Origin of the sequence: Streptomyces sp. NPDC047974, assembly GCF_040653375.1 — a bacterium.
Classification (GTDB): domain Bacteria; phylum Actinomycetota; class Actinomycetes; order Streptomycetales; family Streptomycetaceae; genus Streptomyces.
Map to the genome: position 1 here is coordinate 180,090 of NZ_JBEZNU010000013.1, position 23,896 is coordinate 203,985.

At 74.9% G+C, this 23,896-nt stretch carries 27 protein-coding genes, 1 tRNA gene and 1 pseudogene; 18 read left to right on the forward strand and 11 right to left on the reverse strand.

Annotated features, from left to right (window positions below; genetic code table 11):
• The first annotated feature begins 19 nt into the window (after positions 1-19).
• From AB0E19_RS20330 to AB0E19_RS20350, 5 genes and pseudogenes are all read left to right on the forward strand, one after another.
• Positions 20-1,453, forward strand: a complete 1,434-nt coding sequence (locus AB0E19_RS20330; protein WP_362181752.1) for an amino acid permease — start codon at positions 20-22, stop codon at positions 1,451-1,453.
• 66 nt (positions 1,454-1,519) lie between these two features.
• Positions 1,520-1,921, forward strand: a complete 402-nt coding sequence (locus AB0E19_RS20335; protein WP_362181755.1) for a hypothetical protein — start codon at positions 1,520-1,522, stop codon at positions 1,919-1,921.
• Between the two features lie 56 nt (positions 1,922-1,977).
• Positions 1,978-2,145, forward strand: coding sequence for a hypothetical protein (locus AB0E19_RS20340; RefSeq protein ID WP_362181758.1), 168 nt, complete (start codon positions 1,978-1,980; stop codon positions 2,143-2,145).
• Positions 2,146-2,283: 138 nt separating this feature from the next.
• A pseudogene (locus tag AB0E19_RS20345) lies at positions 2,284-2,484 on the forward strand (alpha/beta-hydrolase family protein); the annotation flags it as partial.
• 179 nt (positions 2,485-2,663) lie between these two features.
• A complete protein-coding gene (locus tag AB0E19_RS20350; protein ID WP_362181761.1) occupies positions 2,664-3,080 on the forward strand; it encodes a hypothetical protein in 417 nt (138 codons plus the stop codon).
• A 7-nt stretch (positions 3,081-3,087) separates the two neighbouring features.
• Here AB0E19_RS20350 and AB0E19_RS20355 read toward each other — a convergent pair whose 3' ends face one another.
• Positions 3,088-3,891 (reverse strand): helix-turn-helix transcriptional regulator, encoded by an 804-nt coding sequence (locus tag AB0E19_RS20355; protein ID WP_362181764.1) that lies wholly within the window; start codon positions 3,889-3,891, stop codon positions 3,088-3,090.
• Between the two features lie 101 nt (positions 3,892-3,992).
• Between AB0E19_RS20355 and AB0E19_RS20360 the strand changes: the two genes are divergently transcribed.
• Both AB0E19_RS20360 and AB0E19_RS20365 read left to right on the forward strand, forming a co-directional pair.
• The gene (locus tag AB0E19_RS20360) at positions 3,993-4,298 is read left to right on the forward strand and encodes a 4a-hydroxytetrahydrobiopterin dehydratase (protein ID WP_362181767.1); all 306 of its coding nucleotides are present in this window, start codon (positions 3,993-3,995) and stop codon (positions 4,296-4,298) included.
• Positions 4,299-4,339: 41 nt separating this feature from the next.
• On the forward strand, positions 4,340-5,077 hold the full coding sequence (locus AB0E19_RS20365) for a class I SAM-dependent methyltransferase (protein WP_362181872.1): 738 nt from the start codon (positions 4,340-4,342) through the stop codon (positions 5,075-5,077).
• On the opposite strand, the gene AB0E19_RS20370 is transcribed toward AB0E19_RS20365, so the two are convergent.
• Positions 5,074-6,696 carry an ABC-F family ATP-binding cassette domain-containing protein gene (locus AB0E19_RS20370; RefSeq protein WP_362181771.1) on the reverse strand — a complete coding sequence of 541 codons (1,623 nt, stop codon included), beginning with the start codon at positions 6,694-6,696 and terminating at the stop codon, positions 5,074-5,076. The two genes, AB0E19_RS20365 and AB0E19_RS20370, sit on opposite strands and share 4 nt — an antisense overlap.
• Before the next feature lie 234 nt (positions 6,697-6,930).
• Here AB0E19_RS20370 and AB0E19_RS20375 point away from each other — a divergent pair, with 234 nt between their 5' ends.
• Positions 6,931-7,866 carry a class I SAM-dependent methyltransferase gene (locus AB0E19_RS20375; protein WP_362181774.1) on the forward strand — a complete coding sequence of 312 codons (936 nt, stop codon included), beginning with the start codon at positions 6,931-6,933 and terminating at the stop codon, positions 7,864-7,866.
• Positions 7,867-7,890: 24 nt separating this feature from the next.
• Here the strand turns inward: AB0E19_RS20375 and AB0E19_RS20380 are convergent, their stop codons facing one another.
• The 4 genes from AB0E19_RS20380 to AB0E19_RS20395 form a co-directional block, all read right to left on the reverse strand.
• Positions 7,891-8,373: an RICIN domain-containing protein gene (locus AB0E19_RS20380; protein ID WP_362181777.1), complete on the reverse strand. Its 483-nt coding sequence runs from the start codon at positions 8,371-8,373 to the stop codon at positions 7,891-7,893.
• Positions 8,374-8,377: 4 nt separating this feature from the next.
• Positions 8,378-9,172 carry an aldo/keto reductase gene (locus tag AB0E19_RS20385; RefSeq protein WP_362181875.1) on the reverse strand — a complete coding sequence of 265 codons (795 nt, stop codon included), beginning with the start codon at positions 9,170-9,172 and terminating at the stop codon, positions 8,378-8,380.
• Positions 9,173-9,358: 186 nt separating this feature from the next.
• Positions 9,359-11,200: a long-chain fatty acid--CoA ligase gene (locus AB0E19_RS20390; RefSeq protein WP_362181780.1), complete on the reverse strand. Its 1,842-nt coding sequence runs from the start codon at positions 11,198-11,200 to the stop codon at positions 9,359-9,361.
• A 318-nt stretch (positions 11,201-11,518) separates the two neighbouring features.
• The gene (locus tag AB0E19_RS20395; protein WP_362181783.1) at positions 11,519-12,412 is read right to left on the reverse strand and encodes a LysR substrate-binding domain-containing protein; all 894 of its coding nucleotides are present in this window, start codon (positions 12,410-12,412) and stop codon (positions 11,519-11,521) included.
• A gap of 115 nt (positions 12,413-12,527) precedes the next feature.
• On the opposite strand from AB0E19_RS20395, the gene AB0E19_RS20400 reads away from it, so the two are divergent.
• The gene (locus tag AB0E19_RS20400; protein ID WP_362181786.1) at positions 12,528-13,562 is read left to right on the forward strand and encodes a bile acid:sodium symporter family protein; all 1,035 of its coding nucleotides are present in this window, start codon (positions 12,528-12,530) and stop codon (positions 13,560-13,562) included.
• On the opposite strand, the gene fdhD is transcribed toward AB0E19_RS20400, so the two are convergent.
• Complete coding sequence (fdhD, locus tag AB0E19_RS20405; protein WP_362181790.1) at positions 13,552-14,379, reverse strand: formate dehydrogenase accessory sulfurtransferase FdhD; 828 nt, start codon at positions 14,377-14,379, stop codon at positions 13,552-13,554. The two genes, AB0E19_RS20400 and fdhD, sit on opposite strands and share 11 nt — an antisense overlap.
• Positions 14,380-14,598: 219 nt before the next feature.
• On the opposite strand from fdhD, the gene AB0E19_RS20410 reads away from it, so the two are divergent.
• The 5 genes from AB0E19_RS20410 (at position 14,599) to AB0E19_RS20430 (ending at position 18,088) form a co-directional block, all read left to right on the forward strand.
• Complete coding sequence (locus AB0E19_RS20410) at positions 14,599-15,543, forward strand: beta-ketoacyl-ACP synthase III (RefSeq protein ID WP_362181793.1); 945 nt, start codon at positions 14,599-14,601, stop codon at positions 15,541-15,543.
• 114 nt (positions 15,544-15,657) lie between these two features.
• Positions 15,658-16,206: a hypothetical protein gene (locus AB0E19_RS20415; protein WP_362181796.1), complete on the forward strand. Its 549-nt coding sequence runs from the start codon at positions 15,658-15,660 to the stop codon at positions 16,204-16,206.
• Between the two features lie 89 nt (positions 16,207-16,295).
• Positions 16,296-16,931, forward strand: a complete 636-nt coding sequence (locus AB0E19_RS20420) for a class F sortase (protein ID WP_362181800.1) — start codon at positions 16,296-16,298, stop codon at positions 16,929-16,931.
• Between the two features lie 291 nt (positions 16,932-17,222).
• A tRNA-Leu gene (locus AB0E19_RS20425) sits at positions 17,223-17,310 on the forward strand.
• Between the two features lie 91 nt (positions 17,311-17,401).
• Positions 17,402-18,088, forward strand: coding sequence for a DUF4352 domain-containing protein (locus AB0E19_RS20430; protein ID WP_362181803.1), 687 nt, complete (start codon positions 17,402-17,404; stop codon positions 18,086-18,088).
• Positions 18,089-18,097: 9 nt separating this feature from the next.
• On the opposite strand, the gene AB0E19_RS20435 is transcribed toward AB0E19_RS20430, so the two are convergent.
• The 3 genes from AB0E19_RS20435 to AB0E19_RS20445 are packed head-to-tail and all read right to left on the reverse strand — an operon-like array spanning position 18,098 to position 19,708.
• Positions 18,098-18,808 carry a class I SAM-dependent methyltransferase gene (locus AB0E19_RS20435; protein ID WP_362181805.1) on the reverse strand — a complete coding sequence of 237 codons (711 nt, stop codon included), beginning with the start codon at positions 18,806-18,808 and terminating at the stop codon, positions 18,098-18,100.
• Between the two features lie 34 nt (positions 18,809-18,842).
• On the reverse strand, positions 18,843-19,283 hold the full coding sequence (locus AB0E19_RS20440; RefSeq protein ID WP_362181808.1) for a hypothetical protein: 441 nt from the start codon (positions 19,281-19,283) through the stop codon (positions 18,843-18,845).
• A complete protein-coding gene (locus AB0E19_RS20445) occupies positions 19,277-19,708 on the reverse strand; it encodes an ATP-binding protein (RefSeq protein WP_362181811.1) in 432 nt (143 codons plus the stop codon). Before AB0E19_RS20445 ends, AB0E19_RS20440 begins: the two co-directional genes overlap by 7 nt.
• Before the next feature lie 264 nt (positions 19,709-19,972).
• On the opposite strand from AB0E19_RS20445, the gene AB0E19_RS20450 reads away from it, so the two are divergent.
• The 3 genes from AB0E19_RS20450 to AB0E19_RS20460 all read left to right on the forward strand — a co-directional run bounded on the left by AB0E19_RS20450 (position 19,973) and on the right by AB0E19_RS20460 (position 21,975).
• Complete coding sequence (locus tag AB0E19_RS20450) at positions 19,973-20,848, forward strand: helix-turn-helix transcriptional regulator (RefSeq protein ID WP_362181814.1); 876 nt, start codon at positions 19,973-19,975, stop codon at positions 20,846-20,848.
• Positions 20,849-21,085, forward strand: a complete 237-nt coding sequence (locus AB0E19_RS20455; RefSeq protein WP_030495614.1) for a DUF397 domain-containing protein — start codon at positions 20,849-20,851, stop codon at positions 21,083-21,085.
• Between the two features lie 77 nt (positions 21,086-21,162).
• Entirely contained in the window at positions 21,163-21,975 is an 813-nt protein-coding gene (locus AB0E19_RS20460; protein ID WP_362181819.1) for an SAM-dependent methyltransferase, read from the forward strand.
• A gap of 46 nt (positions 21,976-22,021) precedes the next feature.
• On the opposite strand, the gene AB0E19_RS20465 is transcribed toward AB0E19_RS20460, so the two are convergent.
• Positions 22,022-23,365 (reverse strand): 6-phospho-beta-glucosidase, encoded by a 1,344-nt coding sequence (locus AB0E19_RS20465; protein ID WP_362181822.1) that lies wholly within the window; start codon positions 23,363-23,365, stop codon positions 22,022-22,024.
• 61 nt (positions 23,366-23,426) lie between these two features.
• Between AB0E19_RS20465 and AB0E19_RS20470 the strand changes: the two genes are divergently transcribed.
• Positions 23,427-23,876, forward strand: a complete 450-nt coding sequence (locus tag AB0E19_RS20470) for a YchJ family metal-binding protein (protein WP_362181825.1) — start codon at positions 23,427-23,429, stop codon at positions 23,874-23,876.
• Positions 23,877-23,896: the final 20 nt, after the last annotated feature.

Here is a 23,896-nt window from a genome sequence, read left to right on the forward strand (position 1 = left end):
ACGGAAGGCGCACCACCCCATGAGCACGGCCCCCACGGCCCCCTCGGCCCCGACGCTCCCCACGGACGGCACGGACGGCACGGAAGGGACCGGCGACCCCGGCCGGCAGCACACCCGTCGCTTCGGCCTCCCGATCGCGACGGCCCTGGTCATGGGCAACATCATCGGCGGCGGCATCTTCCTGCTGCCCGCCTCCGTCGCCCCCTTCGGCACCATCAGCCTGGTCGCCTTCGGCGTCCTCACCCTCGGCGCCCTCGCCCTCGCCCTGGTCTTCGGCCGGCTCGCCCACCGCCACCCGATGACCGGCGGCCCGTACGTCTACGCCCGCGAGGCCTTCGGCGACTTCGCCGGCTTCCTCGCGGCCTGGTCGTACTGGATCACCGCCTGGGTCTCCAACGCGGCCCTCGCCGTCGCCGCCGTCGGCTACCTCGACGTCCTCGTGCCCCTCCACGAGTCGAAGGCCGCCACCATCGGCGCCGCCCTGCTGATCCAGTGGCTTCCGGCCCTCGCCAACCTCGCCGGGACCCGGTACGTCGGCGCCGTCCAGCTCGTCGCCACCGTGCTCAAGTTCGTGCCGCTGCTGCTCGTCGCCGTCGGCGGGTTCTTCTTCTTCGACAGCGCCAACCTCGGCCCCTTCCGGGCCGGCGACGAGAGCGCGCTCGGCGCGGTCTCCGCCTCCGCGGCGATCCTGCTCTTCAGCTACCTCGGCGTCGAGTCCGCCACCGTCAGCGCCGGCGAGGTCCGCGACCCGCGCCGCAACGTCGGCCGCGCCACCGTCCTCGGCACCCTCGCCGCCGCCACGCTGTACCTGCTCACCATGGTCTCCGTCTTCGGCACCGTCCCGCACGACACGCTCGTCTCCTCCAGCGCGCCCTTCGCCGACTCCGTCAACCTGATGTTCGGCGGAAGCTGGGGCGGCGCCGCCGTCGCCTGCATGGCCCTGGTCTCCATGGTCGGCGCGCTCAACGGCTGGACGCTGCTCAGCGCCCAGACCCCGTACGCCGCCGCCCGCGACGGCCTCTTCCCGCGGGTCTTCACCGTGAAGCGGCGCGGGGTGCCCACCGTCGGCGTGATCGTGACCGTCGTCCTCGCCTCCCTCCTGACCGTGTACAACTACACGGCCGGCCCGAGCGGCGTCTTCGAGATGCTGGTCCTCGTCACCACCTTCACCGCGACCGTCCCCTACCTGCTCTCCGCCGCCGCCCAGATCCACTTCCTGCTCTCCGGCCAGGGCGACCGCGTCCACCGGCCCCGGCTGATCCGCGACGCGGTCCTCGCCCTCGCCGCCTTCGGCTTCTCCCTCTGGCTCGTCGCCGGCTCCGGCTACGCCGCCGTCTACCAGGGCGTCCTCTTCCTCTTCGGCGGCGTCCTCGTCCACGCCTGGATGGCCGGCCGCAAGCGCGCGGCGGCCGCCCGTGCGGCCGAGGCGGTGAATCCGGCCCCGGAGGCGTAGCCCAGGAGGGCGGATCTCCGGCCCGTCCGGAGCGCGCACCGGCCGCGCGGGGCAGTACGGATCACCGTGACCCCCGCCCCCAGGCCCCCCGCCCGCACCGCCGCCCCGGCGGGGCGGGCGGCGCGCGTCCGGCGGCTGCCGGCCCTGCTCCGCGGGGTCCTCCTCGTGCTCACCGTGGTCGCGGTCCTCACCGCGCCCGGCACGTCCGGTCCGGCGGGGCCGCTCGCCGGGGCCGGCGCCGAACCCCGGCCGGCGGGGGCGCCCGCCGTGCCCGACCCCGGTGGGGAGACGTACGAGCCGGGGAGCGCCGAGGCGGGGCTGCCCGGGCGCACCCGGCACCGCCGGACCAGGGCCAGGACCGCGGGACCTGCGGGCCCGCGCCGCCGCCGCGCGCCGCGCGGCCCCGCCCCCGCCCCCGTCCCCGCCCCGCGGCCGTCCTCGCGCCGGCGGGTGGTGCTGCGCTGCTGACAGGCCGTGCCTCCAGCAGCCCCCCACCCACCCCCGCGTCCGCGAGGAGCACCGCCATGCCCACCGATCCGTACGCCGTCCTCCAGGCCCTGCTGCGCGCCGAGGCCGCCCGGGACCGCCGGGCCGCCGAGCACCGGCCCGAACCGGCGCCCGAGCCGGCCGCCCCGGACACCGCCCCCGAAGCGGCCGGGACGCGCCCGCGCCGGGAGCACCCGACCCGCTGACCCCCCGGGGGATCCGGCCGCCCGGCGGCCGGATCCCTCCGGCGGCCGGGGAATCCGACGGCGGGCGGCCGTCCGGGCGTACGAGGCCGACCGGATGACCTCGACCGACCGGCACGCCGGCCCCGAGCGGTCCACCAAAACCCCCTCCGGACCGGAACCCCCTCCGGACCGGGCCCCGCCCCCGAGATCCGCTGGTTCCCCCTCGTCCCCTTCCGGCGGACCCCGATCGACACGGCGGCCGTCCCGTCCGGCGTGGACGCCCCGCACGGACACCGCTACGGCGCCGGAGCCGTCGACGGCTGGGCGGCCGTCGTCCCGCCCCCGGGCCGGACCGACGCCGACACCGCCCGGCCGCCTCCTGGCGGATCCGGGCCCCGGCCGCCCGGCATGACCTCTCAGGTAATCGACCCGCACCGGCCCCCGGCGGCAAGCTCTGAAGCACCGGAACCCGGGCGGCGCACTCCGCCCGGGCGCCGGGTCCCCGCGTACGAACGACCCCTACTGGAGGGTGATCCGCCATGTCCCAGACCCTGCTCACCGGTCTCGCCCGCACCACCCGGCCGGCCACCGCGCTCCGCCGCTTCCTCGCCCTCGACGCCGTCGTCACCGGGGCCAACGGACTCGCCTACGCCCTCGCCTCCGGTCCGCTCGGCGAACTCCTCGGCGTGGACGCCGGGCTGCTCCTCGGACTCGGCCTCTTCCTCACCGCGTACGCCGCCGGCGTCGCCTGGCTCGCGAGCCGCCCGCAGCCCCCGGCGACCGCCGTGAAGCTGGTCGTCGACGCGAACCTGCTGTGGGCCGCCCTCAGCGTGGTCGCCCTCGTCGCCTGGCTGGAGCCCACCACCGCCGGACTCGTCTGGACGCCGATGCAGGCCGGCACCGTCGCCGGCTTCGCCCTCCTCCAGTGGGCCGCGCTGCGGGCCTCCACCGACTGAAGGACCGTCAGAACTCCAGGGATTTCAGGTACTCCACCGTCGCCGGGTCCGCCGGGAGCAGCGTCTCGATGGCCAGCTCGGCGACGGTCACGTCCATCGGCGTGTTGAAGGTCGAGATCGACGACACGAAGGACAGCACCCGTCCGTCGTGCTCGATCCGCAGCGGCAGCGCGAAGTACGGGTACGGCTCCGGGTCCGGCACGTCGTCCGGGCGCGGTTCGGGCAGCGGATACGCCTTCACCTCCTCGTACACCGCGCGCAGCGCGTCCGAGCGGGCGAAGGCGATCTGACGCTCCATCTGGGCCAGCAGATGCGCCCGCCACTCCCGCAGGTTCTGGATCCGGGGCGCCAGGCCCTCCGGGTGCAGGGTGATCCGCATGACGTTCAGCGGAGGCGTCAGCAGGTGCTCCGGCAGCCCGCCGAGCATCAGCCCGATCGCCCGGTTCGCCGCCACCACCGTGTACGCGCCGTCCACCACGAGCGCCGGATACGGCTCGTACCCCTGGAGCAGCCGCGCGATGCCCTCCCGCAGCGTCTCCAGCTCCGGCGCGTCCAGCGTCGACTCCGCGTACCGTGGCGCGTAACCCGCCGCGAGGAGGAGGGCGTTGCGGTCCCGCACCGGCACGTCCAGGTGCTCCGCGAGCCGCAGGATCATCTCCTCGCTCGGCCGCGACCGGCCCGTCTCGACGAAGGAGATGTGCCGGGCCGAGGAGTCCGCGCGCAGCGCCAGCTCCAGCTGGCTGAGCCGCCGCCGCTCGCGCCAGCCGCGCAGCAGCGGCCCGACCCCCGTGTCGCTCACCACAGTCGTCATGCGCAGACGGTATCCCAGAGGGGTGACCCGGGTACGTACCCCGGGGAGCGTCCGCACCACCGACCACGCCCCGCGCACCACCGACCGGAGGGAGCACCCCTGTGTCCACGCAGCCGCTGTCGCAGAAGGAGATCGAGGACCGTCTGCGGGAACTCCCCGGCTGGTCCGTCGAGGACGCCCGCCTGGTCCGCTCCTACCGTCTCCCCGACCACTTCGCGGCCACCGCCCTCGTCGTCCACGTCGCGCAGATCCAGCAGGAGCTGAACCACCACTCGGACCTGACGCTCGGCTACGACACGGTCGCCCTCGCCGTCCACACCCACTCGGCCGGCGGGGCCCTCACGGAGAAGGACTTCGCGCTGGCCGAGCGCGTCGAGGCCATCGCCCCCGGCCACGGCGCCCACTGACGCACGATCCGCTCCCTAGGCTGTCCGTCATGGCGGACACCCTGCTCGACTACGAGACCGAGGCGGCCCACTACGACGAGACCCGCGGCGGCGTGCCCCGGGCGGAGGCGGCGGCCGCGGCCGTGCTGCGCCTGGTGCCGCCCGGCGCCCGCACCCTCCTCGACCTCGCCTGCGGCACCGGGCTCGTCACCGGACGGATCGCCCGGCCCGGCCTCCGGGTCCTCGGCGCCGACGCCGCCCACGCCATGCTCCTGGCCGCCGGGCGGCGCCTCCCCGGCCGGGTCCTGCGCGCCGACGCCCGCCGACTGCCGTTCCCCGACGCGAGCCTCGACGCGGTCAGCGCGGTGTGGCTGCTCCACCTGGTGCCGTTCACCGAGGAGGTCGTCGCCGAGGCCGCGCGGGTGCTCCGCCCCGGCGGCGTCCTCGCCGTCACCGTCGACAAGGACGCCGCCCACGACGTCGGCAGCGACATCGACGCCCTGCTGCGCCCGCACCGCGCGCCCGGCGCCGCCCACGACCGCGCCGACCGCGTCGAGGCCCTCGCCGCCGCGCACGGGCTCGCCCCCGCGGGCGGGACCGCCTTCACCGGCCACGGCCAGGGCGCCACCCCGGAGGACACCGCCCGCAAGCTCCGCGCCGGCTCCTACGCCTCCTGGTTCCGCGGCGACCGGACCGTGACGGACTCCCTGGCGACCGCCCTGGCGGCCCTCCCGGACCAGGCCCGCCCCCGCCCGGCCCCGGAGTACCGCCTGACGGCCTACGCCAGGCCCGTCACCTAGCCGGCGACCCGGCCTCCGGCCAGCTCAAGGCAACGGCCGCCGAAGCGCGCGCGGAACGCGCGGTCGTGCGAGACCGCGACGACCGTGCCGGGGAAGGCGGCCACCGCCTCCTCCAGCTCCTCCACCAGCGCGGGCGCCAGATGGTTCGTGGGCTCGTCCAGGACCAGCAGGTCCGCGGGGCGGGAGACCAGCAGGGCCAGTTCGAGGCGCCGGCGCTGGCCCGCGGAGAGGGCGGCCACGGGGACGGCGAGGTCCTCCTCGCGCAGCAGCCCGAGGGCGAGCAGCTCCGCCGCGTGCTCCTCGGGCGGTCCGGGCCTGCCGTCCGCCCAGACCGCGAGGGCGGTCCGGCGGGTGGGGGAGTGCGGCAGCTCCTGGGCGAGGTACCCGACCCGGCCGGTGCGGCGCACCACTCCTTCCTCCGGGGCGAGTTCACCGGCGAGCAGCCGCAACAGGGTGGTCTTCCCTGCCCCGTTGGGGCCGGAGACGAGCACCCGCTCACCGGCCCCGATCCGCACCCCGTCCACGGCGAGCCGCTCGCCGACGCGGACCCCGTCGCACTCCACCAGCACGTCGGCGAGCACCCCGTCCCCGGTGAACCGGCCGCCGAACCGCAGCGGTTCGGGCGGCGCGGCCACCGGCTCCCGCAGCAGCTCGTCGAGGCGGCGGCGGGCCGTCCGGACCTGCCCGGAGAGCTTGTTCTCGCTGGAGCGGCGGTGCTTGCCGAAGCCCTGGCGCGGATCCTTCCCGGTCACCGCGAGCCGTTGCCCGGCCGCCGCGACCAGCTCCTCCGTGCGGGCCACCTCCTCCCGCCACTCCTCGTGCTCCTGCGCCAGGCGGCGGCGCTCGGCCGCCTTCGCGGCCCGGTAGCCGGCCCAGCCGTCCCCGTACCGCAGCACGGTCCGCCGGTCCCGGTCGACCTCCAGGACGGTGGTGGCGAAACCGGCGAGGAAGGACCGGTCGTGGGTGACGACCAGCGCGGTGCCCCGGTGCGCGGCGAGCCGCCCGCGCAGCCAGTCGACGGCGTCGCGGTCGAGGTGGTTCGTCGGCTCGTCGAGCAGCAGCAGCTCGGCGCCGGAGGAGAGCACACAGGCCAGCGCCAGCCGGGCCTGCTCGCCGCCGGACAGCCCGGCGAGCCGCCGGTCGGCGGTGATGTGGCCGAGGCCGAGGGCCTGGAGGGAGGCGGCGACCTCGGCGTCGGCGCGGTATCCGCCGCGCTCCTCGAAGCGTTCGAGGAGTTCCCCGTAGGCGGTGAGCTCCTCCGCGCCCGCCTCTCCGAGCCGGTCCTCGGCGGCCCGCAACTCCGCCTCCATCGCGCGCAGTTCGCGCAGGGCGAGGTCGACGACGTCCTGGACGGTGTCGTCGGGGCCGACGGGGTACGTCTCGGGGAGGGTCTGGGCGAGCCGGGCGGCGGACCCGGGGAAGCGGACGAGGACCTCGCCCTCGTCGGGGGTCAGACCGCCGTCGAGCAGTCGGAGCAGGGTGGACTTGCCGGAGCCGTTCTCGCCGACGACGACCGCCTTCTCGCCGGGGCGGACGGTGAACGAGACCTGGTCGAGGACGCGACGGTCGCCGAAGGCGACGCCGACGTGACGGAGGGTGAGCTGAGCGCGCTCGCGCATGGGTGTTCCTCTGGTGGGTTCGTGGAATCAGGGCGCACGAAACCGGCCCACGGCCGCGACGGCGGCCGGGCCGGTACCCGGAATCAGAGGAAGAAGTAGTGCTGGAAAGCGCCCATGCGTCGAGGCTAACAGCCGCCCGCATCCTGCCGCCGCCCCTTTTCCGCGGGGCCCGACACGTTTGCCGTACCGGCAACTTTTCTCGCGCTTCCGGGGGTCCCGGCGCACGCTGGTGCCATGAACCGGCATCGCGCATCCCACCCGCCGCACGGCGACCACGACCACGACCACTCCCACGGCCAGGCGCACGCGCACTCCCACGGGCACGACACCGAGCTCGACTGGGGTCGGCTCGCGCCGCTCCTGGAGGCGCAGGCCGAGGTGGCCGGCGGCGCCTACCGGGAGGCCGCCGCCTGGCTCGGCACCCTCGTCCCCGCGAGCGGCGTCCGCCGGCTCCTCGACGTCGGCAGCGGCCCCGGCGTCATCACCGCCGTGCTCGCGGAGGCCTTCCCCTACGCGGAGGCCGTCGCCGTCGACGGCACCCCGGAGCTCCTGGAGCGGGCCCGGGCCCGGGCCGAGGCCCAGGGCCTCGGCGCGCGTGTCGGCACCCTGCGGGCCGAGCTCCCGGAGGAGACCGGCAGCCTGGGCGAGGCCGACCTGCTGTGGGCCGGCAACTCCCTGCACCACATCGGCGACCAGCGCGCCGCCGTCGCCGACTTCGCGAAGCTGCTCCGCCCGGGCGGCCTGATCGCCCTCGTCGAGGGCGGGCTCACCCCCCGCCACCTGCCCCGCGACATCGGCATCGGCCGCCCCGGCCTGGAGGCCCGCTTCGACGCCGAGCACGCCGACTGGTTCGCCCGGATGCGCGCCGAGCTGCCCGGCTCGACGCGCGAACCCGACGACTGGCGCGCCCTCTTCGTCTCCGCGGGCCTCACCCCGGCCGGCACCCGCACCTTCCTGGTGGACGTGCCCGCGCCCGTCCCGCAGGTCGTGCGCGAGCTCGCCGTCAGCCACTTCGGGCGGCTCCGCGAGGGCTTCGGCGAGCACCTGGGGGCCGAGGACCGGGCGACCCTCGACCGGCTCCTCGACCCGGCCGACGAGCAGTCCCTGCACCACCGCACGGACCTGTTCCACCTGGCGGCGCACACGGTCCACACCGCCCGCAAGGGCTGACCGCCCAGGGCGCACCCGGGGCACTCAGGAGGACACCGGCTCCAGCCGCCACCACTGGAACGGCGAGTCGGTGTCCTCGCCCTGGCGTATGTCGGCGCCCTCGGCGGTCGAGCCGTCCGCCACTTCGAGCAGCAGCCCGCTGATGAAGCTCACCAGCGTCACCGTCCCGGGCGACTCGACGTCCTGCTCGATGATCCACTCCTGGGCGCCGAAGTTGTTCGCCCGCCACTGCTGGATCAGCGCGCCCGGCTCCGTGGAGGCGTTCACGACGTCGAGCCGTTTCCCGCTGGCCGCGTTGACCAGGTGGTAGAGCCCGCCGCCGTTCGGCACCGCGGACACCTGCCAGCGCTGCCCCGGCGCGTCCGTCCCGGCGCCCTGCTGCACCTTGGCGCCGCCGCGCCGGGAACCCGCGTACACCTCCAGGACCAGGCCGCTGCCCACGTTCCGCAGCCGGTACAGCCCGTCCTCGACGGGGGCGGTGCCCCCGTCGACCCTCCCCTCGGCCATGGCGTCAGGCGCCCGCGTTGAACTCGGCCGGGTTCGGGCCGAGGCGCCGGCCCTCGTCGAGCGCGGCGATCGCGGCCATGTCCTCCGCGTCCAGCTCGAAGTCGAAGACGTCGATGTTCTCCCGGATCCGGGACGGGGTCACCGACTTCGGGATGACCACGTTGCCCGTCTGGAGGTGCCAGCGGAGCACCGCCTGCGCGGGGGTCCGCCCGTGCTTGCGGGCGACGGCGACGATCGCGGGCACGTCGAGCAGGCCGCGGCCCGAGCCCAGCGGCGACCACGCCTCCGTCGCGATGCCCAGCTCCGCGTGGAGGGCGCGGGACTCGGCCTGCGCCAGCTGCGGGTGCAGCTCGATCTGGTTCACCGCCGGCACCACACCGGTCTCGGCCTTCAGCCGCTCCAGGTGCTCGGGGAGGAAGTTGGAGACGCCGATCGCCTTGGCGCGGCCCTCGACGAGGATCTTCTCCAGGGCCCGGTAGCTGTCGACGTACGCGTCCTTCGCCGGCGTCGGCCAGTGGATCAGGTACAGGTCGACGTGGTCGAGGCCGAGCCGCTCCAGGGAGGTGTCGAAGGCCCGCAGGGCGGAGTCGTACCCCTGGTCGGCGTTCCACAGCTTCGTGGTGACGAAGAGCTCCTCGCGGGGGACCCCGGAGGCGGCGAGGGCCTTGCCGGTGCCCCGCTCGTTCTCGTAGATCGCGGCCGTGTCGATGGACCGGTAGCCGGCTTCGAGCGCGGTGGCCACCGCCTTCTCCGCCTCGTCGTCCGGGACCTGCCAGACGCCGAAGCCGAGCTGCGGCATCGCCACGCCGTTGTTGAGGGTGACCGGGGGGACCTTGCTGTCCGTGCTCACGTGGGAGGGATCCTTACGTCGTCGTGCTCGTGCCTCGTACGCGGGCGGGCGCGCGAAACGACCGCCCCTCGAACCCCAACGATCACGCGTCCCGCATCATTCCGGTCGCCGCGCCACGGCCGTACGGCGGTTCCGTCAGCCGTACAGCGCCTCGACCTCCGCCGCGTACGCCCGCTCGATCGCCTTCCGCTTCAGTTTCAGCGACGGGGTGAGCAGCCCGTGCTCCTCGCTGAAGGGCTGGGCGAGGATGCGGAAGGTACGGATCGACTCCGCCTGCGACACCAGCGTGTTGGCGGCCACCACCCCGCGTCGGATCTCCGTCTCCAGGTCGGGATCGCGGACCAGCTCGGCGGGGGAGAGCGGCGCCCGGCCCTGGATGGCCAGCCAGTGGTCCACCGCCTCCTGGTCCAGGGTGACGAGCGCCGCGATGTACGGGCGGTCGTTGCCGACGACCAGGCACTGGGCGATCAGCGGGTGCGCCCGCACCCGCTCCTCCAGACCGGACGGCGCCACGCTCTTGCCGCCGGAGGTCACCAGGATCTCCTTCTTCCGCCCGGTGATCGTCAGATAGCCCTCGCCGTCCAGCGCGCCCAGGTCGCCGGTGGCGAGCCAGCCGTCGTTCAGGACGGCCGAGGTGGCGGCGGGGTCGCCGAGGTAGCCGGAGAAGACCTGGCCGCCGTGGATCCACACCTCGCCGTCCTCCGCGATGTGCACGGTCGTGCCCGGCACCGGCCGGCCCACCGTGCCGTACCGGACCCGGCCGGGCGGGTTCGCGGTCGCCGCCGCCGTCGTCTCCGTCAGGCCGTACCCCTCGAAGACGGTGACGCCGGCGCCCGCGAAGAAGAGCCCGGTCCGCCGGTCCATCGCCGAACCGCCCGACATCGCGTACCGGATCCGCCCGCCGAGCGCCTCGCGGACCCTGCCGTACACCGTCTTGTCGAAGAACTGGTGCTGCATCCGCAGCGCCGCCGACGGGCCGGGGCCGAGGCCGAAGGCCTTCTGTTCCAGCGCCTCCGCGTACTTCACGGCCACGTCCGCGGCCTTGTCGAAGACGCCGGCCCGGCCGTCCGCCTCCGCCCGGCGGCGCGCCGCGTGGAAGATCTTCTCGAAGACGTACGGCACGGCGAGGACGAAGCTCGGCCGGAAGGTCACCAGGTCGGGCAGGAGCGCCGAGGCGGTCATCGACGGCTGGTGGCCCAGCTTCACCCCGCCGCGGACGGCCGCGACCTCCACCATCCGTCCGAAGACGTGGGCGAGCGGCAGGAAGAGCAGGGTGGACGCCTGGTCGCCGGGGCGCGAGCGGAAGACGGGCTCCCAGCCGGCGAGCAGGGCGTCGGTCTCGACCATGAAGTGGCCGTGGTGGAGCACGCAGCCCTTGGGGCGGCCCGTGGTGCCCGAGGTGTAGATGACCGTCGCCACCGACTCGGGGGTCACGGCCCGCCGGTGCCGCTGCACCACGTCCTCGTCGATGGCCTCGCCGGCGGCGGTCAGCTCGGCGACCGCGCCGGGACCGGCGTCCTCGCCGGGGTCGAGCTGCCACAGCCGCTGGAGCCGCGGCAGCCGGTCCACCACGGACCCGATGGTCATGGCGTGGTCCTCGTGCTCGACCACACAGGCGGTGACCTCGGCGTCGTACAGCATCCAGTGGACCTGCTCGGCGGAGGACGTCGGGTAGATCGGCACGGGCTGGGCGCCGAGCGTCCACAGCGCGAAGTCGAAGAGCGTCCACTCGTAGCGGGTACGGGACATGATCGCGACCCGGTCGCCGAACCGCACCCCGTGCGCGACGAGCCCCTTCGCGAGGGCCAGCACCTCGTCCCGGAAACGGGCGCAGCTGACGTCCTCCCACTCCCCGTGCGGCGTCCGGCGCCCGAAGGCGACCGCGTCGGGGGTGGTGTCGGCGCGGGTGAAGACGGCGTCCGCGAGCCCGCCGCCGAGCGGGGCCGCCTCGACGGGTGGCACGGTGAACTCACGCACGGACCTGCTCCTCCCTCGACGGCTCGGTGGCTGAAAGGGGCCGCTGCGTCGGCTGCGGCGCCGTGACCGTACCCCACCCGGACGGCCCGCGGCAGGACCTTCACCAAGCCGCGACATTCGCCGTTCGTACAGGTCAGGGCAGGTGGGCAGGCAAGTGACCGGCGGAAGCCCCCCGTTGCGTACCGTCCGGTAGGTCCGGCCGTCCCGAAGTCTCCACGGAATCTGTACCGCCCCCGCACGCCCCCGTGACCGGCCGGTATCCGACGGAGCCCCACCGGCCGCGCCCCGCCGCGCCCCGGGGGGACGCACCCCGGGCGGTCACACCCCGGGCGGGTGCCGCTCGTCGGGCCGCCGCAGTCCGTCGCCGCCTTCCAGGATCGCCTCCGCCAGCGCGTCCGCGGCCTCCTGCGTCGCCCCGCCGCGCCGTCCGTGCCGGAGCACGAAGTCCACCCCGCCCAGTTCCGGCAGCCCCGACCTGGGCGGTACGGGGACGAGCCCGGGCGGCACCAGACCGCGCGTGTGGGCCATCACGCCGAGCCCCGCGCGGGCCGCCGCGACATTGGCGCTCAGGCTGGAACTCGTACACGCGATCCGCCAGGACCGGCCCTCCGCCTCAAGGGCGGCCAGCGCCCGCGCGCGGGTGATGCCCGGCGGCGGGTAGACGATCAGCGGCACCGGCCGCTCCGGGTCGAGCCGCAGCCCCGGCGCACCGATCCACACCAGGACGCCGCTCCACACCAGGACCCCGCCGTCGCCGTCCGCCCCCGTGCCCCGCTTCGCCAGGACCAGATCGAGCCGGCCCGCCGCGAGCCGCGCCTCCAGCGTCCCCGACAGCTCCACGGTCAGCTCCAGGTCCACCTCGGGGTGCGCGCGCCGGAAGGACTCCAGGATCTCCGGCAGCCGGGTCGCCACGAAGTCCTCCGAGGCCCCGAACCGCAGCCGCCCGCGCAGCCGCGTCCCCGTGAAGAAGGCCGCCGCCTGCTCGTGCGCCCGCAGGATCGTCCGGGCGAAGCCGAGCATCGCCTCCCCGTCCCCGGTCAGCTCCACGCTGTGGGTGTCCCGCGTGAACAGCGGCCGCCCCACCGCCTCCTCAAGGCGTCGCACGTGCTGACTGACGGTCGACTGCCGCACCCCGAGCCGGCGGGCGGCCCGGGTGAAGGAGAGCGTCTGCGCGACGGCCAGGAAGGTGCGCAACTGGGTGGGCTCGTACACGAAACGAGGCTATCGCGATCCGTGATGACAGTCAGAGCGCTGTACGGGATTCCCGATGACCCCCGCGTGGACCAGGATGGACACCGAACCACCCCCCGAGAACCTCCGTGGAGCCATGACCCGCCGCCGTTCCTTCCCGCCCTCCTGGCTGCCCGTCGACGGCTACCTCCTCGCGCTGCTCGGCACGGTCGGCCTCGCCGTCCTGCTGCCCGCGTCCGGAGCGGGCGCCACCGTCGCCGAGTCGGCCGCCACGGCCGTCGTCGCGGTCCTCTTCTTCCTCTACGGCGCCCGGCTCTCCACCCGCGAGACCCTCGACGGGCTCCGCCACTGGCGGCTCCACCTCACGGTCCTCGGCTGCACCTTCCTCGTCTTCCCGCTGCTCGGCCTCGCCGCGCGCGCCCTCGTGCCCACGGTCCTCACCCCCGGGCTGTACACCGGCTTCCTCTTCCTCTGCCTGGTGCCGTCGACGATCCAGTCCTCGATCGCCTTCACGTCGATGGCGCGGGGCAACGTGCCCGCCGCGATCTGCGCGGGCTCCTTCTCCTCGCTCGCCGGGATCGTGCTCACCCCGCTGCTCGCCGCGGCGCTGCTCGGCGGCGGCACGGGGGGCCCGTCGGCCGACTCCGTCCTCAGGATCGCCCTCCAGCTCCTGGCCCCGTTCCTCCTGGGCCAGCTCCTGCGGCCCCGCCTGGGCGGCGTCCTGGTCCGCCACAAGCGGGCGCTGGGGTACGTGGACCGGGGCTCGATCCTGCTGGTCGTCTACGCGGCCTTCAGCCAGGGCATGGTCGCCGGCGTCTGGCACCTGGTGACCCCCGGACGGCTCGCCCTCCTCCTCGCGGCGGAGGCCGTCCTCCTGGCGGTCATGCTGACGCTGACCTGGTACGGCGCGGGCCGCCTCGGCTTCGACCGGGCCGACCGGATCGCGATCCAGTTCGCCGGCTCCAAGAAGAGCCTGGCCGCCGGCCTGCCCATGGCGAGCGTCCTCTTCGGCGCGCACGCCTCGCTCGCGGTCCTCCCCCTGATGCTCTTCCACCAGCTCCAGCTCATGACCTGCGCCGCCCTGGCCAGGCGCCGGGCCGGGGAGCCGCAGCCGGAGCAGCAGCCGGATCCGGAGCCGGTCGCGCCCGAGAAGGGCGCCGTCACAGCGTGACGCGGTGCTCGCCCGTGTAGATGTTCATGTCCGGGCCGCGCAGGAAGCCGACGAGCGTCAGGCCCGTCTCCGCCGCCAGGTCGACCGCCAGGGACGACGGCGCGGACACCGCCGCCAGCACCGGGATCCCCGCCATCACCGCCTTCTGCGCCAGCTCGAACGAGGCCCGCCCCGACACCAGCAGCACCGCCCGGTCCAGCGGCAGCCGGTCCTCCCGCAGCGCCCGCCCGACCAGCTTGTCGACCGCGTTGTGCCGGCCCACGTCCTCCCGCACGTCGAGCAGCTCGCCGTCCTCCGTGAAGAGCGCCGCCGCGTGCAGCCCGCCCGTCGTGTCGAAGACCTTCTGCGCCGCCCGCAGCCGGTCCGGCAGCTCGGACAGGAGCGCGGGGGAGAGCCGTACCGGCGGGGTGTCGGCGATCGGGAAGCGGGCCGTCGTCCGCACCGCGTCCAGGCTCGCCTTGCCGCACAGGCCGCACGACGAGGTCGTGTAGACGTTCCGTTCCAGCGTGATGTCGGGGACGGCGACCCCGGGCGCGAGCTGCACGTCCACCACGTTGTACGTGTTGGTCCCGTCCTCCTTCGCCCCGGCGCAGTACACGATGGACCGCACGTCCGCCGCCGAGGCCAGCACGCCCTCGCTCACCAGGAAGCCCGCCGCCAGCGCGAAGTCGTCGCCCGGCGTCCGCATGGTGATCGCCAGCGGCTTGCCGTTCAGCCGGATCTCCAGCGGCTCCTCCGCCACCAGGGTGTCCGGCCGCGTGCTCACCGCGCCGCCCCGGATCCGTGTGACCCGCCGTCGCTCGGTGACCCGTCCCATCCCCGCCGCCTTCGATTCTTCCGGTGTTCCTGGCCCTGACCGTGCCATTCTGCGCCACCCCCGCCCGACCCGCCGGATCCGGTGTGCCGCCTGACCCCTTGTCACGGTCGGCCAAGCCATCCGGGGGAATCTTGGTGGTTTACGTCACCTGTTACCCATCAGTCGCTGGCAAGACTGGGTGGTTCCTGCCGCTGAACGAACCATCGAGGGGGTCCCGGGATGACGGGCACTCGCATCGCCGCGCTCGGGCACTACCAGCCCGCCAAGGTACTGACCAACCACGACCTGGCCGAGCTGGTCGACACCAGCGACGAGTGGATCCTCAGCAGGGTCGGCATCCGCACGCGGCACGTCGCCGGGCCCGAGGAGCCGGTCGACGAGCTCGCCGCGCACGCCGCGGGCAAGGCGCTCGCCGCCGCGGGTCTCGCCCCCGGCGACATCGACTACGTCATCGTCGCCACCTCCACCGCGATCGACCGCTCGCCCAACACGGCCGCCCGGGTCGCCGCCCGCCTCGGCATGGCCTCGCCCGCCACGCTCGACCTCAACGTGGTCTGCGCCGGCTTCACCCACGCGCTGGCCACCGCCGACCACGCGGTCCGCGCCGGCGCCGCCCGCCGCGCCCTGGTCATCGGCGCCGACAAGATGACCGGCGTCACCGACTGGAACGACCGCACCACCTGCGTCCTCACCGGCGACGGCGCGGGCGCCGTGATCGTGGAGGCGACCGAGACCGACACCGGGGCCATCGGCCCGGTCCTGTGGGGCTCCGTCCCCGAGATGGGCAACGCGGTCCGCATCGAGGGCACCCCGCCGGTCTTCGCCCAGGAGGGCCAGAGCGTCTACCGCTGGGCCACCCAGAAGCTCCCGGCCCTCGCCCGCGAGGTCTGCACCCGCTCCGGGATCGTCCCCGAGGACCTCGCCGGCGTCGTCCTCCACCAGGCCAACCTCCGGATCATCGAACCCCTCGCCGCGAAGATCGGCGCCGTCAACGCGGTCGTCGCCCGGGACGTCGTCGACTCCGGGAACACCTCCGCCGCCTCCGTGCCGCTCGCCCTCGCCAAGCTCGTCGAGCGCGGCGAGCTGCCCTCCGGGGCGCCCGTCCTCCTCTTCGGCTTCGGCGGCAACCTCTCCTACGCCGGCCAGGTCGTCCGACTGCCCTGAAACGACCCCGTTCGGCGGAGCGCGAGGGGGAGCCCGGTGGCGGCGCCCCCGGGGCGCGCCTAGCTTCGATCGCGGTGGGGGTGCCCGTGCCCCCGCCGCGAACCGGAGGACCGCATGCGCGCGATACGTACCGCTTCCGCCGCCCTGATCGCCACCGCGGCCCTGGCGCTCTCCGCCGCCCCCACGGCCTCCGCCGACGACGGCGGCACGGACACCCGCCCCGACGCGGACATCACCTCCTTCGGCTTCTCCGTCACGCCCCGCACCGTCGCCCCCGGCGGCACGGTCACCCTGACCGCGGACGGCTGCGAGGTCCCCTCCGTCACGGTCACCTCCGGCGTCTTCGACACGGTGACCCTCACCGAGGGCCGCCCCGGCCGCGCGACCGTCGACCTCGACGCCAAGGCCGGCGCCGAGTACGAGATCGCCTTCGACTGCAAGGGCGAGCGCGGCACCACCACCCTGACCGTCACCCACGGCACCACCCCGCCGCCCGCGCCGGTCACCCCGGCGCACCCGACGCCCCCGCACAAGGGCGTGAAGGCGGGCTTCGGCGGCTCCACCGGCTCCGACGCGCTGGGCGCCGCGGAACTGGCCGCCGGCGCCGTCCTCATCGCCGCCGCGGCCGGCTCCGCCCTCGTCCTCGCCCGGCGCCGCCCCTGAGACCGCCCCTCCGTCCCGGTGTGACGAGGTCCGGGACGGAGGGGCGACCAGCACGCATCCGAGGATCCGAGGAGAGGAGTCCCGTGGCCGTGGACAGCGCTTACGGCCGGCGCGGCGCCTGGGGCGTCGTCGCGATCCTCCTCCTCGCCGGCGTCCACCTCGTCCGCGGCGGTACCGAGCAGCTCACCGCCCCCGGCCCGCCCCGGCCCCCGGCGGCGGACGCCCCGGCCCCGGCGGCGCCCCCGCCCCCGGCCCGCGCCGGCCTCCCCGCCTCGGCCCCCATCGCCGTCGCGATCCCCGCGATCGGCGTCGACGCCCCCCTCGCCCGGGTCGGCCTGGACGCGGACGGCTGGCTGGAGGCCCCGCCGGCCGAGCACCCCGGCCGGGCCGGCTGGTACGCGGGCGCGGTCACCCCCGGCGAACCCGGCACCGCCGTCCTCACCGGCCACGTCGACACCCCCGCGGGCCCCGCCGTCTTCCACTCCCTCGGCGCCCTCACCCGGGGCCGCACCGTGGAGGTCCGCCGGGCCGACGGCCGCACGGCCGTCTTCACCGTGCACGCCGTCGAACTCCTCCCGAAGGACGACTTCCCCGCCGACCGCGTCTACGCCTCCACCCGCGCCCCCGAACTCCGCCTGATCACCTGCGGCGGCACCTACACCCGCGCCACCGGCTACACCGGCAACGTCGTCGTCTCCGCCCGCCTCACCGACCTCCGGGCCTGACCTGACGTATTCCGGACACGGACTGGCCTGGACCAACCCCTCGGAGCGATCGTGGTCCCCGGAGCGGGCGTCGGGGGGCGCCCGGCTCCCGGCCGCCACGGCGGCATCCTCCAGGGGATGGGCGGTCCCCGTGCGTCCGGTCACGACCCGGGGTCCACCGGCGCACGGGACCTCCCCCCTCTGGGCCACCCCACGACTGACCACGGAAAACGCCGGTGAAAGCCCCCGCGAACCCCTGGTAGAGTTATCCATGTCGCCGCGGGGAACACCCGCGAGAACGACACACACCCTGTCCGGGTGGCGGAATGGCAGACGCGCTAGCTTGAGGTGCTAGTGCCCTTTATCGGGCGTGGGGGTTCAAGTCCCCCCTCGGACACCACACGGAAGCGCCGGTCGATCTCATCGACCGGCGCTTTCCGCATGCCGCGCCTACCCTGAGGAAAACCCCTCGGGGACAGCGGAGGCGTGCCATGAGCGACGCGAACGGTTCCGGTCCCGGACGGCCCGCCCCGGGCGGCGGCCCTCCCGCCGGCCCCCCGCCCGGCCCGCTGAGCGGGCCGACCCCCACGCCGCCCCGCCGCCGCACCTGGCTGCTCGCCCTGACCGGGGTGCTGGTCCTCGCCGTCGGCGTCGCCGGCCTCCTCGTCGGCACGGGCGCGTTCGGGGGCGACGGCGGGGGAGGGGACGGCGGAGCGGCCTCGACCTCACCGCCGGCGGCCCCCGCGCGGAAGACGACCGCGCCGCCGCCGCCGGAGAGCGCGGGGCTGCTGCCGTTCGGCCGGACCCACCGCTACGCGAGCGGGGTCGAGGTGACGGTGTCGCCGCCCGAGCGGTTCACCCCCGCCCAGTCCTCGGCCGGGCACAAGGACGGGAACATCGCCGTGAAGGTCGACGTGACCGTCCGCAACGGCTCGGACGAGCGGCTCAAGCTCGTCACGGTGATCGTGCAGGGCCGGGACGGCGACGGCCGGGAGGCCGCCGGCGTCTTCGACCCGGAGCAGGTGGTCATGCCCCTGGAGGGAGACCTCCTGCCGGGCCGCAGGACCGTCGCCGCGTACGGCTTCGACCTCCCGCCCGGTGCGGGGAACACCCTGGAGGTGGGGGTGACCGTCGGCTTCGAAGGAGACGCCGTCCACTGGGCCGGCGAGCTTCCCTGAGCCCCGCCGTCACCCCTTCCGGGCCACCACCAGCCGGCAGTTCGGGCTGCCGTCAGGGCGGGTGCCGAAGGCGGTCAGGGGCTGGTGGGTGACGTGGAAGCCCGTCTCCTCCAGGCGGGTGCGGACGTCCGCCAGGCGGAAGGTGCGGTAGTACATGACGAACGGCGGGCGCCACACCGCGTTGCGGACGCGCATCGCCGCGTCGAAGGCCCAGAGGGCCCAGTAGGCGCGGGAGCCGACCCGGGGCGGGGCCGGGAGGGGGAAGGCGAGCGTGCCGCCGGGGCGGAGGGCCGAGTGGACGCCGGCGAAGAGGGTGCGCTGCTCGTCCGGGAGGAAGTGGCCGAAGGCGCCGAAGCTGACCGCCAGGTCGAAGGCGGCGGTGAAGGGCAGGGCCCGGGCGTCGGCGCGCACCAGGGTCGCGTCGGGGTGCCGGCGGCGCGCCTCGGCCAGCATGTTCGTACTGAAGTCGACGCCCGTGACCCGGCCCGCGCAGACCGAGCGGAGGACCGGGAGGCCGGCGCCGGTGCCGCAGCAGACGTCGAGGCCCGCGTCGAAGGGGCCCAGCTCCTCCAGGGCGCGGGCCACCGCCGCGAGGATCCGGTCCGGGGTGCGGAAGGGCGTCGCCTCGAACGTGGGCGCCAGGAGGTCGTAGCCGTGCTCGACCGAGGAGAGGGCCTGGACGGTCAGTTCGCGGAGGGTCGGGCCCTGCGGGGTGAACATGGTGCCGACTCTACGCAGCGGGCGGCCCGGGGCGTCACAGGGCGGTGCGCACCTGGGGGGTCGGCCAGGCCGGGGCGATGCCGGTGAGCTGGCAGGCCAGCAGGTAGAGGGGGATCGGCGGGGTGTAGGGCGAGGTGCCGTCCGGGTGGTGGATCAGGCGCGGTCCGCGGTCGGGGATCTCGGCGCCCCGGGCGTAGCAGGCGGGCAGCGGCCAGACCAGGTCGAGGTCGGAGCCGGCCGGCACCAGCCACCACCACCAGTCGGTGTCGGCGTACACGCAGCCCTTGGCGGGGAGCCGGGAGAGGATCTTGAAGCCGAAGCGGGCGGGGACGCCGACGGCGTCGCAGCCGAGTCCGGTGCTGAGGCCGGTGGGCACGGAGAGGCGGGTGGCGGGGACGGCGGGGGAGAGGCCGGGGCCGTGCTCGGGGGAGCGGCGGGCGCGGGGGACGAGCAGGCCGGCCATCGACTTCAGCATCGCTCCCCCAGGGAGAGGGGCAGCTCCGCCCAGACGATCTGTGCCGTGCCGTGGCCGGTGCGCTCGGCGCCCCAGGCCTCGCAGAGCGCGTCGACGATGAGGAGTCCGCGGCCGCGTTCGTCCGCGCCGCAGTCGCGTATCCGGGGGCCGGCGGGGCCGCCCTCGTCGCGTATGGCGATGCGGATGCTGTCGGCGCCCTGGCGGAGTTCGCAGACGATCCGGCTGCTGGCGGTGTGCAGCACGGCGTTGGTGACCAGCTCGGAGACGACCAGGGCGGCCGTGTCGCGTATCTCGGCGCCGCGGCCCCAGAGCAGCAGCCGCTCCTCGGTGAGGTGGCGGGCGCGGCTCACGGACTCGGTGAGGGCGGGCAGCTCGAAGGCGAAGCGGTGGGCGGGATCGTGGTGGGCCTGGGGACGCTGGGCCATGACTCTGGGGCTCATGAGACCTGAGGGCTGCGCGTTACCAGAAGCCACGACCGGTTCCTCACAACAGTGGGCAGGGCTGCCGTACGTCGCTGTCGCCGGGCCCGAGGGGGGCACCGGCGGCAGTCCGTACTGGTTCACCGGAACACTGTCCTCCTGACTCGGACACTTGGCAAGTGGCACTCTGAAAAATGCAGAGTGCCTTGTTCTCTCTGGCCGGGCTTCGTGGCACACTCGTCGAACACAGCGCGTCGGGGAGGTCTGAGAGTGAGCGAGCCGCGGTCCGCCCCCACGGTGGGACAGGTCGTACTCGGTCGGCGTCTGCAGGACCTGCGCGAGCGCGCGGGCCTCAAGCGGGAGGAGGCCGCCAAGGTCCTCCACGTCGCCCCGGCCACCATCCGCCGCATGGAGACCGCGGAGGTCGCGCTGAAGATCCCGTACGTCCAGCTGCTGCTGCGCGCGTACGGCATCGACGGCCCCGAGGCGGAGGCCTTCGTGGCGCTCGCCGAGGAGGCCAACCTGCCCGGCTGGTGGCAGCGGTTCCACGACGTGCTGCCCGGCTGGTTCTCCATGTACGTCAGCCTGGAGGGGGCCGCGAGCCTCATCCGGGCCTACGAACCCCAGTTCGTCCCCGGTCTGCTCCAGACCGAGGAGTACGCCCGCGCCATCCTGCGCAGCGGAGCGGTCGGCGGCGGCGGCGACGCCGCGCGCGAGGAGGACATCGATCGGCATGTAGCCCTGCGGATGGAGCGCCAGTCCCTGCTGACCAGGGAGGACGCCCCCAAGTTCTGGGTGATCATGGACGAGACGGTGTTCCGCCGGCCGGTCGGCGACGGGCCCGAGGTGATGCGCGACCAGCTCGACCGGCTGCTCGAAGCGTCCGAGCTGCCGAACGTCACCCTGCAGATCGCGGAGTTCGCGTCCGGCCACCACCCCGGCACGTACGGTCCCTTCGTCCTCTTCCGCTTCGCCATGCCCGAACTCCCGGACATGGTCTACAGCGAGTACCTGACCGGCGCCGTCTACCTCGACGCGCGTCCCGAGGTGGCGTCCCACCTGGAGGTCATGGACCGTATGGCGGCGCAGGCCGCGACTGCACAACGCACGAAGGAGGTCCTCCGGGATCTCCGCAAGGAGCTGTGAATGGATCGCATATACAACGGCATGCCCGCCGCGGAGCTCGGTGCCGAGGGATGGCACAAGCCCTGGAGCGGCGGGAACGGGGGCAACTGCGTGGAGGCCATGAAGCTGGCCGACGGCAGGGTCGCCGTGCGACAGTCCGCAGACCCTGAAGGACCCGCCCTGATCTACACCCACGGGGAGATCGCCGCGTTCATCGCGGGAGCCAAATCCGGCCAGGCTGACTTTCTGCTCACCTGACCCCTTCCGTCGCGCCCCTACCGTCACGTAACTCTTGTAGGAGCGCCACCCGTTCGTCCCTACCAGGAGAGCCGACGATGACCCAGGACCCCGCATCCCGCGAGATTCGGATCGACACCAGCAAGCCGCACCCCGCGCGGATGTACGACTGGTTCCTGGGCGGCAAGGACAACTACCCCGTCGACGAGGAGATGGCCCGCCAGCTCCTCACCGTCGACGCCCGCGGCCGTGACATGGCCCGGGTCAACCGCGCCTTCATGCACCGCGCCATCCGCTGGCTCAGCGCCCACGGCGTGCGCCAGTACCTGGACGTCGGCACCGGGATCCCGACCGAGCCCAACCTGCACCAGATCGCGCAGGCGGCCGCGCCGGAGTCCCGGATCGTCTACTGCGACAACGACCCGATCGTGCTCGCGCACGCGGCCGCCCTGCTGCGCTCGACCCCCGAGGGGGCCACCGAGTACATCCAGGCGGACGCCCGCGACCCCGAGATGATCCTCGAAAGGGCCGGAAAGGTCCTTGACTTCGACAAGCCGATCGCGCTGTCGATGCTGGCCCTGCTCCACTTCCTGGGGGACGAGGACGGCGCCCGGGACATCGTCGCCAAGCTCGTCGACCAGCTCGCCCCCGGCTCCTACCTGGTCCTCTCGCACGTCACCGGGGACTTCGACCCCGAGGGCGCCGCGAAGGCCGTCGGCATGTACAAGGCCCGCGGCCTGACCCTGCGGCCCCGCTCCCGCGACGAGCTCGCCGCCTTCTTCGACGGCCTGGAGTTCGTCGAGCCCGGAGTGTCGCTCACCGCCGAGTGGCACCCCGAGCTGGGCGAGCCGGTGCCGGTCCAGGGCGACGACCCGATCCCGGGCTGGGCCGCGGTGGCCCGCAAGCCCTGACCGCACGTCCGCACGGGCCCGGGGAGTGTCCCCGGGCCCGCGCGCGTCACGCCCGCAGGTACGCGAGCCCCGGGTGCACCGCCGTGTAGCCGTCGAGCAGCCGGCGGGCCACGCCCACCGAGTCCACCAGCGGGTGCAGCGCGAAGGCCTTCACGGCGGTCGCCCGCGACCCGCTCTCCGCCGCCGCGAGCACCTCCCGCTCCACCGCCTTCACCGCCGTCACCAGGCCCATCGCGTGGGACGGGAGCGGGGCCGCCGCCACCGGGCGGGCGCCGTTCGCGTCCACCAGGCACGGCACCTCGACCACCGCGTCCGCGTCGAGGCCGGGCAGCGCCGTGCCGTTGCGCACGTTCAGGATCAGCGTGGCCCGCTCGCCGCGCGCGATCGCCCGCATCAGCGCCAGCGCCACCTTCTCGTAGCCGCCCGACTCCAGGTCCTCCGCCGCCCGGTCGCCGGCCCCGGCCGCCTCCCGGTTGTGCGCCATGTAGGTGGCCTCCCGGTCGGCCAGCGCGCGGTGCCAGGCGTCCAGGGCCCGCGCCCCGGGCCGGCCGGCCTCCGCGTAGAACCCGGCCTGCTGGTCCAGGAGGTAGGCGCCCCGGGTCTTCTCCGCGCCCCGGTAGGACGCGACCGCCTCCCGGTTGAAGTAGTAGTAGTGCAAGTACTCGTTGGGCACCGCGCCGAGCGAGCGCAGCCACCCGGTGCCGAAGAGCCGCCCCTCCTCGAAGGAGCCGAGCAGCGCGTCGTCCGCGAGGAGCCGCGGCAGCTCGTCCCGCCCGTCCACCCGCAGCCCGCGCAGCCAGCCCAGGTGGTTGAGGCCCGCGTAGTCGATCCACACCCGGTCCGGGTCCGCGCCGAGGACCCGCGCCACCCGGCGGCCGAGTCCCACGGGGGAGTCGCAGATGCCGACGACCCGGTCGCCCAGGACCCGGGACATCGCCTCCGTCACCAGCCCCGCCGGGTTGGTGAAGTTGATGACCCAGGCGTCCGGGGCGAGCGCGGCGATCCGCCGGGCGACGGCGACCGCGACCGGCACGGTCCGCAGGCCGTACGCGATCCCGCCCGCGCCCACCGTCTCCTGCCCGAGCACCCCCTCGGCCAGCGCCACCCGCTCGTCGGCGGCCCGGCCCTCCAGACCGCCGACCCGGATCGCGGAGAAGACGAAGTCCGCCCCGCGCAGAGCCTCGTCGAGGTCCGTGGTGGCCGTGACGACGGGCGCGTCCGGCACCCCCTCGGCCTGCCCGGCGAGCACCCGGGCGATGGCCGTCAGCCGGTCCCCGTCGAGATCGTGCAGGGTGACGTGGGTGATCCGCCCCTCGGCGTGGTCGCCGAGCAGCGCGCCGTACACCAGCGGCACCCGGAAACCGCCGCCTCCGAGAATCGTCAGTCGCATGGGCCGTACGCTACTCGGCCGGCCCCGCCGGACCGCCCGGCTCCTGGGGGAGAATGACCGCATGTCCCGACGCAAGACCGCCCCCCGCCGCCGTACGCCCGCGCCCGCCCCGGCCGTCACCGCCGACACGCCCTGCCCCTGCGGTCTCGGCGGTGCCTACGGTGCCTGCTGCGGACGCTTCCACGCCGGTACGGGAGCCACCGCGCCCACCGCCGAACTGCTGATGCGCTCCCGCTACAGCGCCTTCGTCATCGGCGACGCGGCCTATCTGCTGGGCACCTGGGCCCCGGAGACCCGCCCCGGCACCCTCGACCTCGACCCCGGCATGCGGTGGACGGGCCTGGAGATCCTCGGCACCACCGACGGCACCGCCTTCCACCAGCGGGGCACCGTCACCTTCACCGCCCGCTACGTCCACGACGGCGAGCCCGGCGCCCTCACCGAACACAGCCGCTTCACCCGCCACGACGGCGCCTGGGTCTACGTCGACGGCGACTTCCCGGAGCACTGACCCCGGCCGGAACGGCGCCG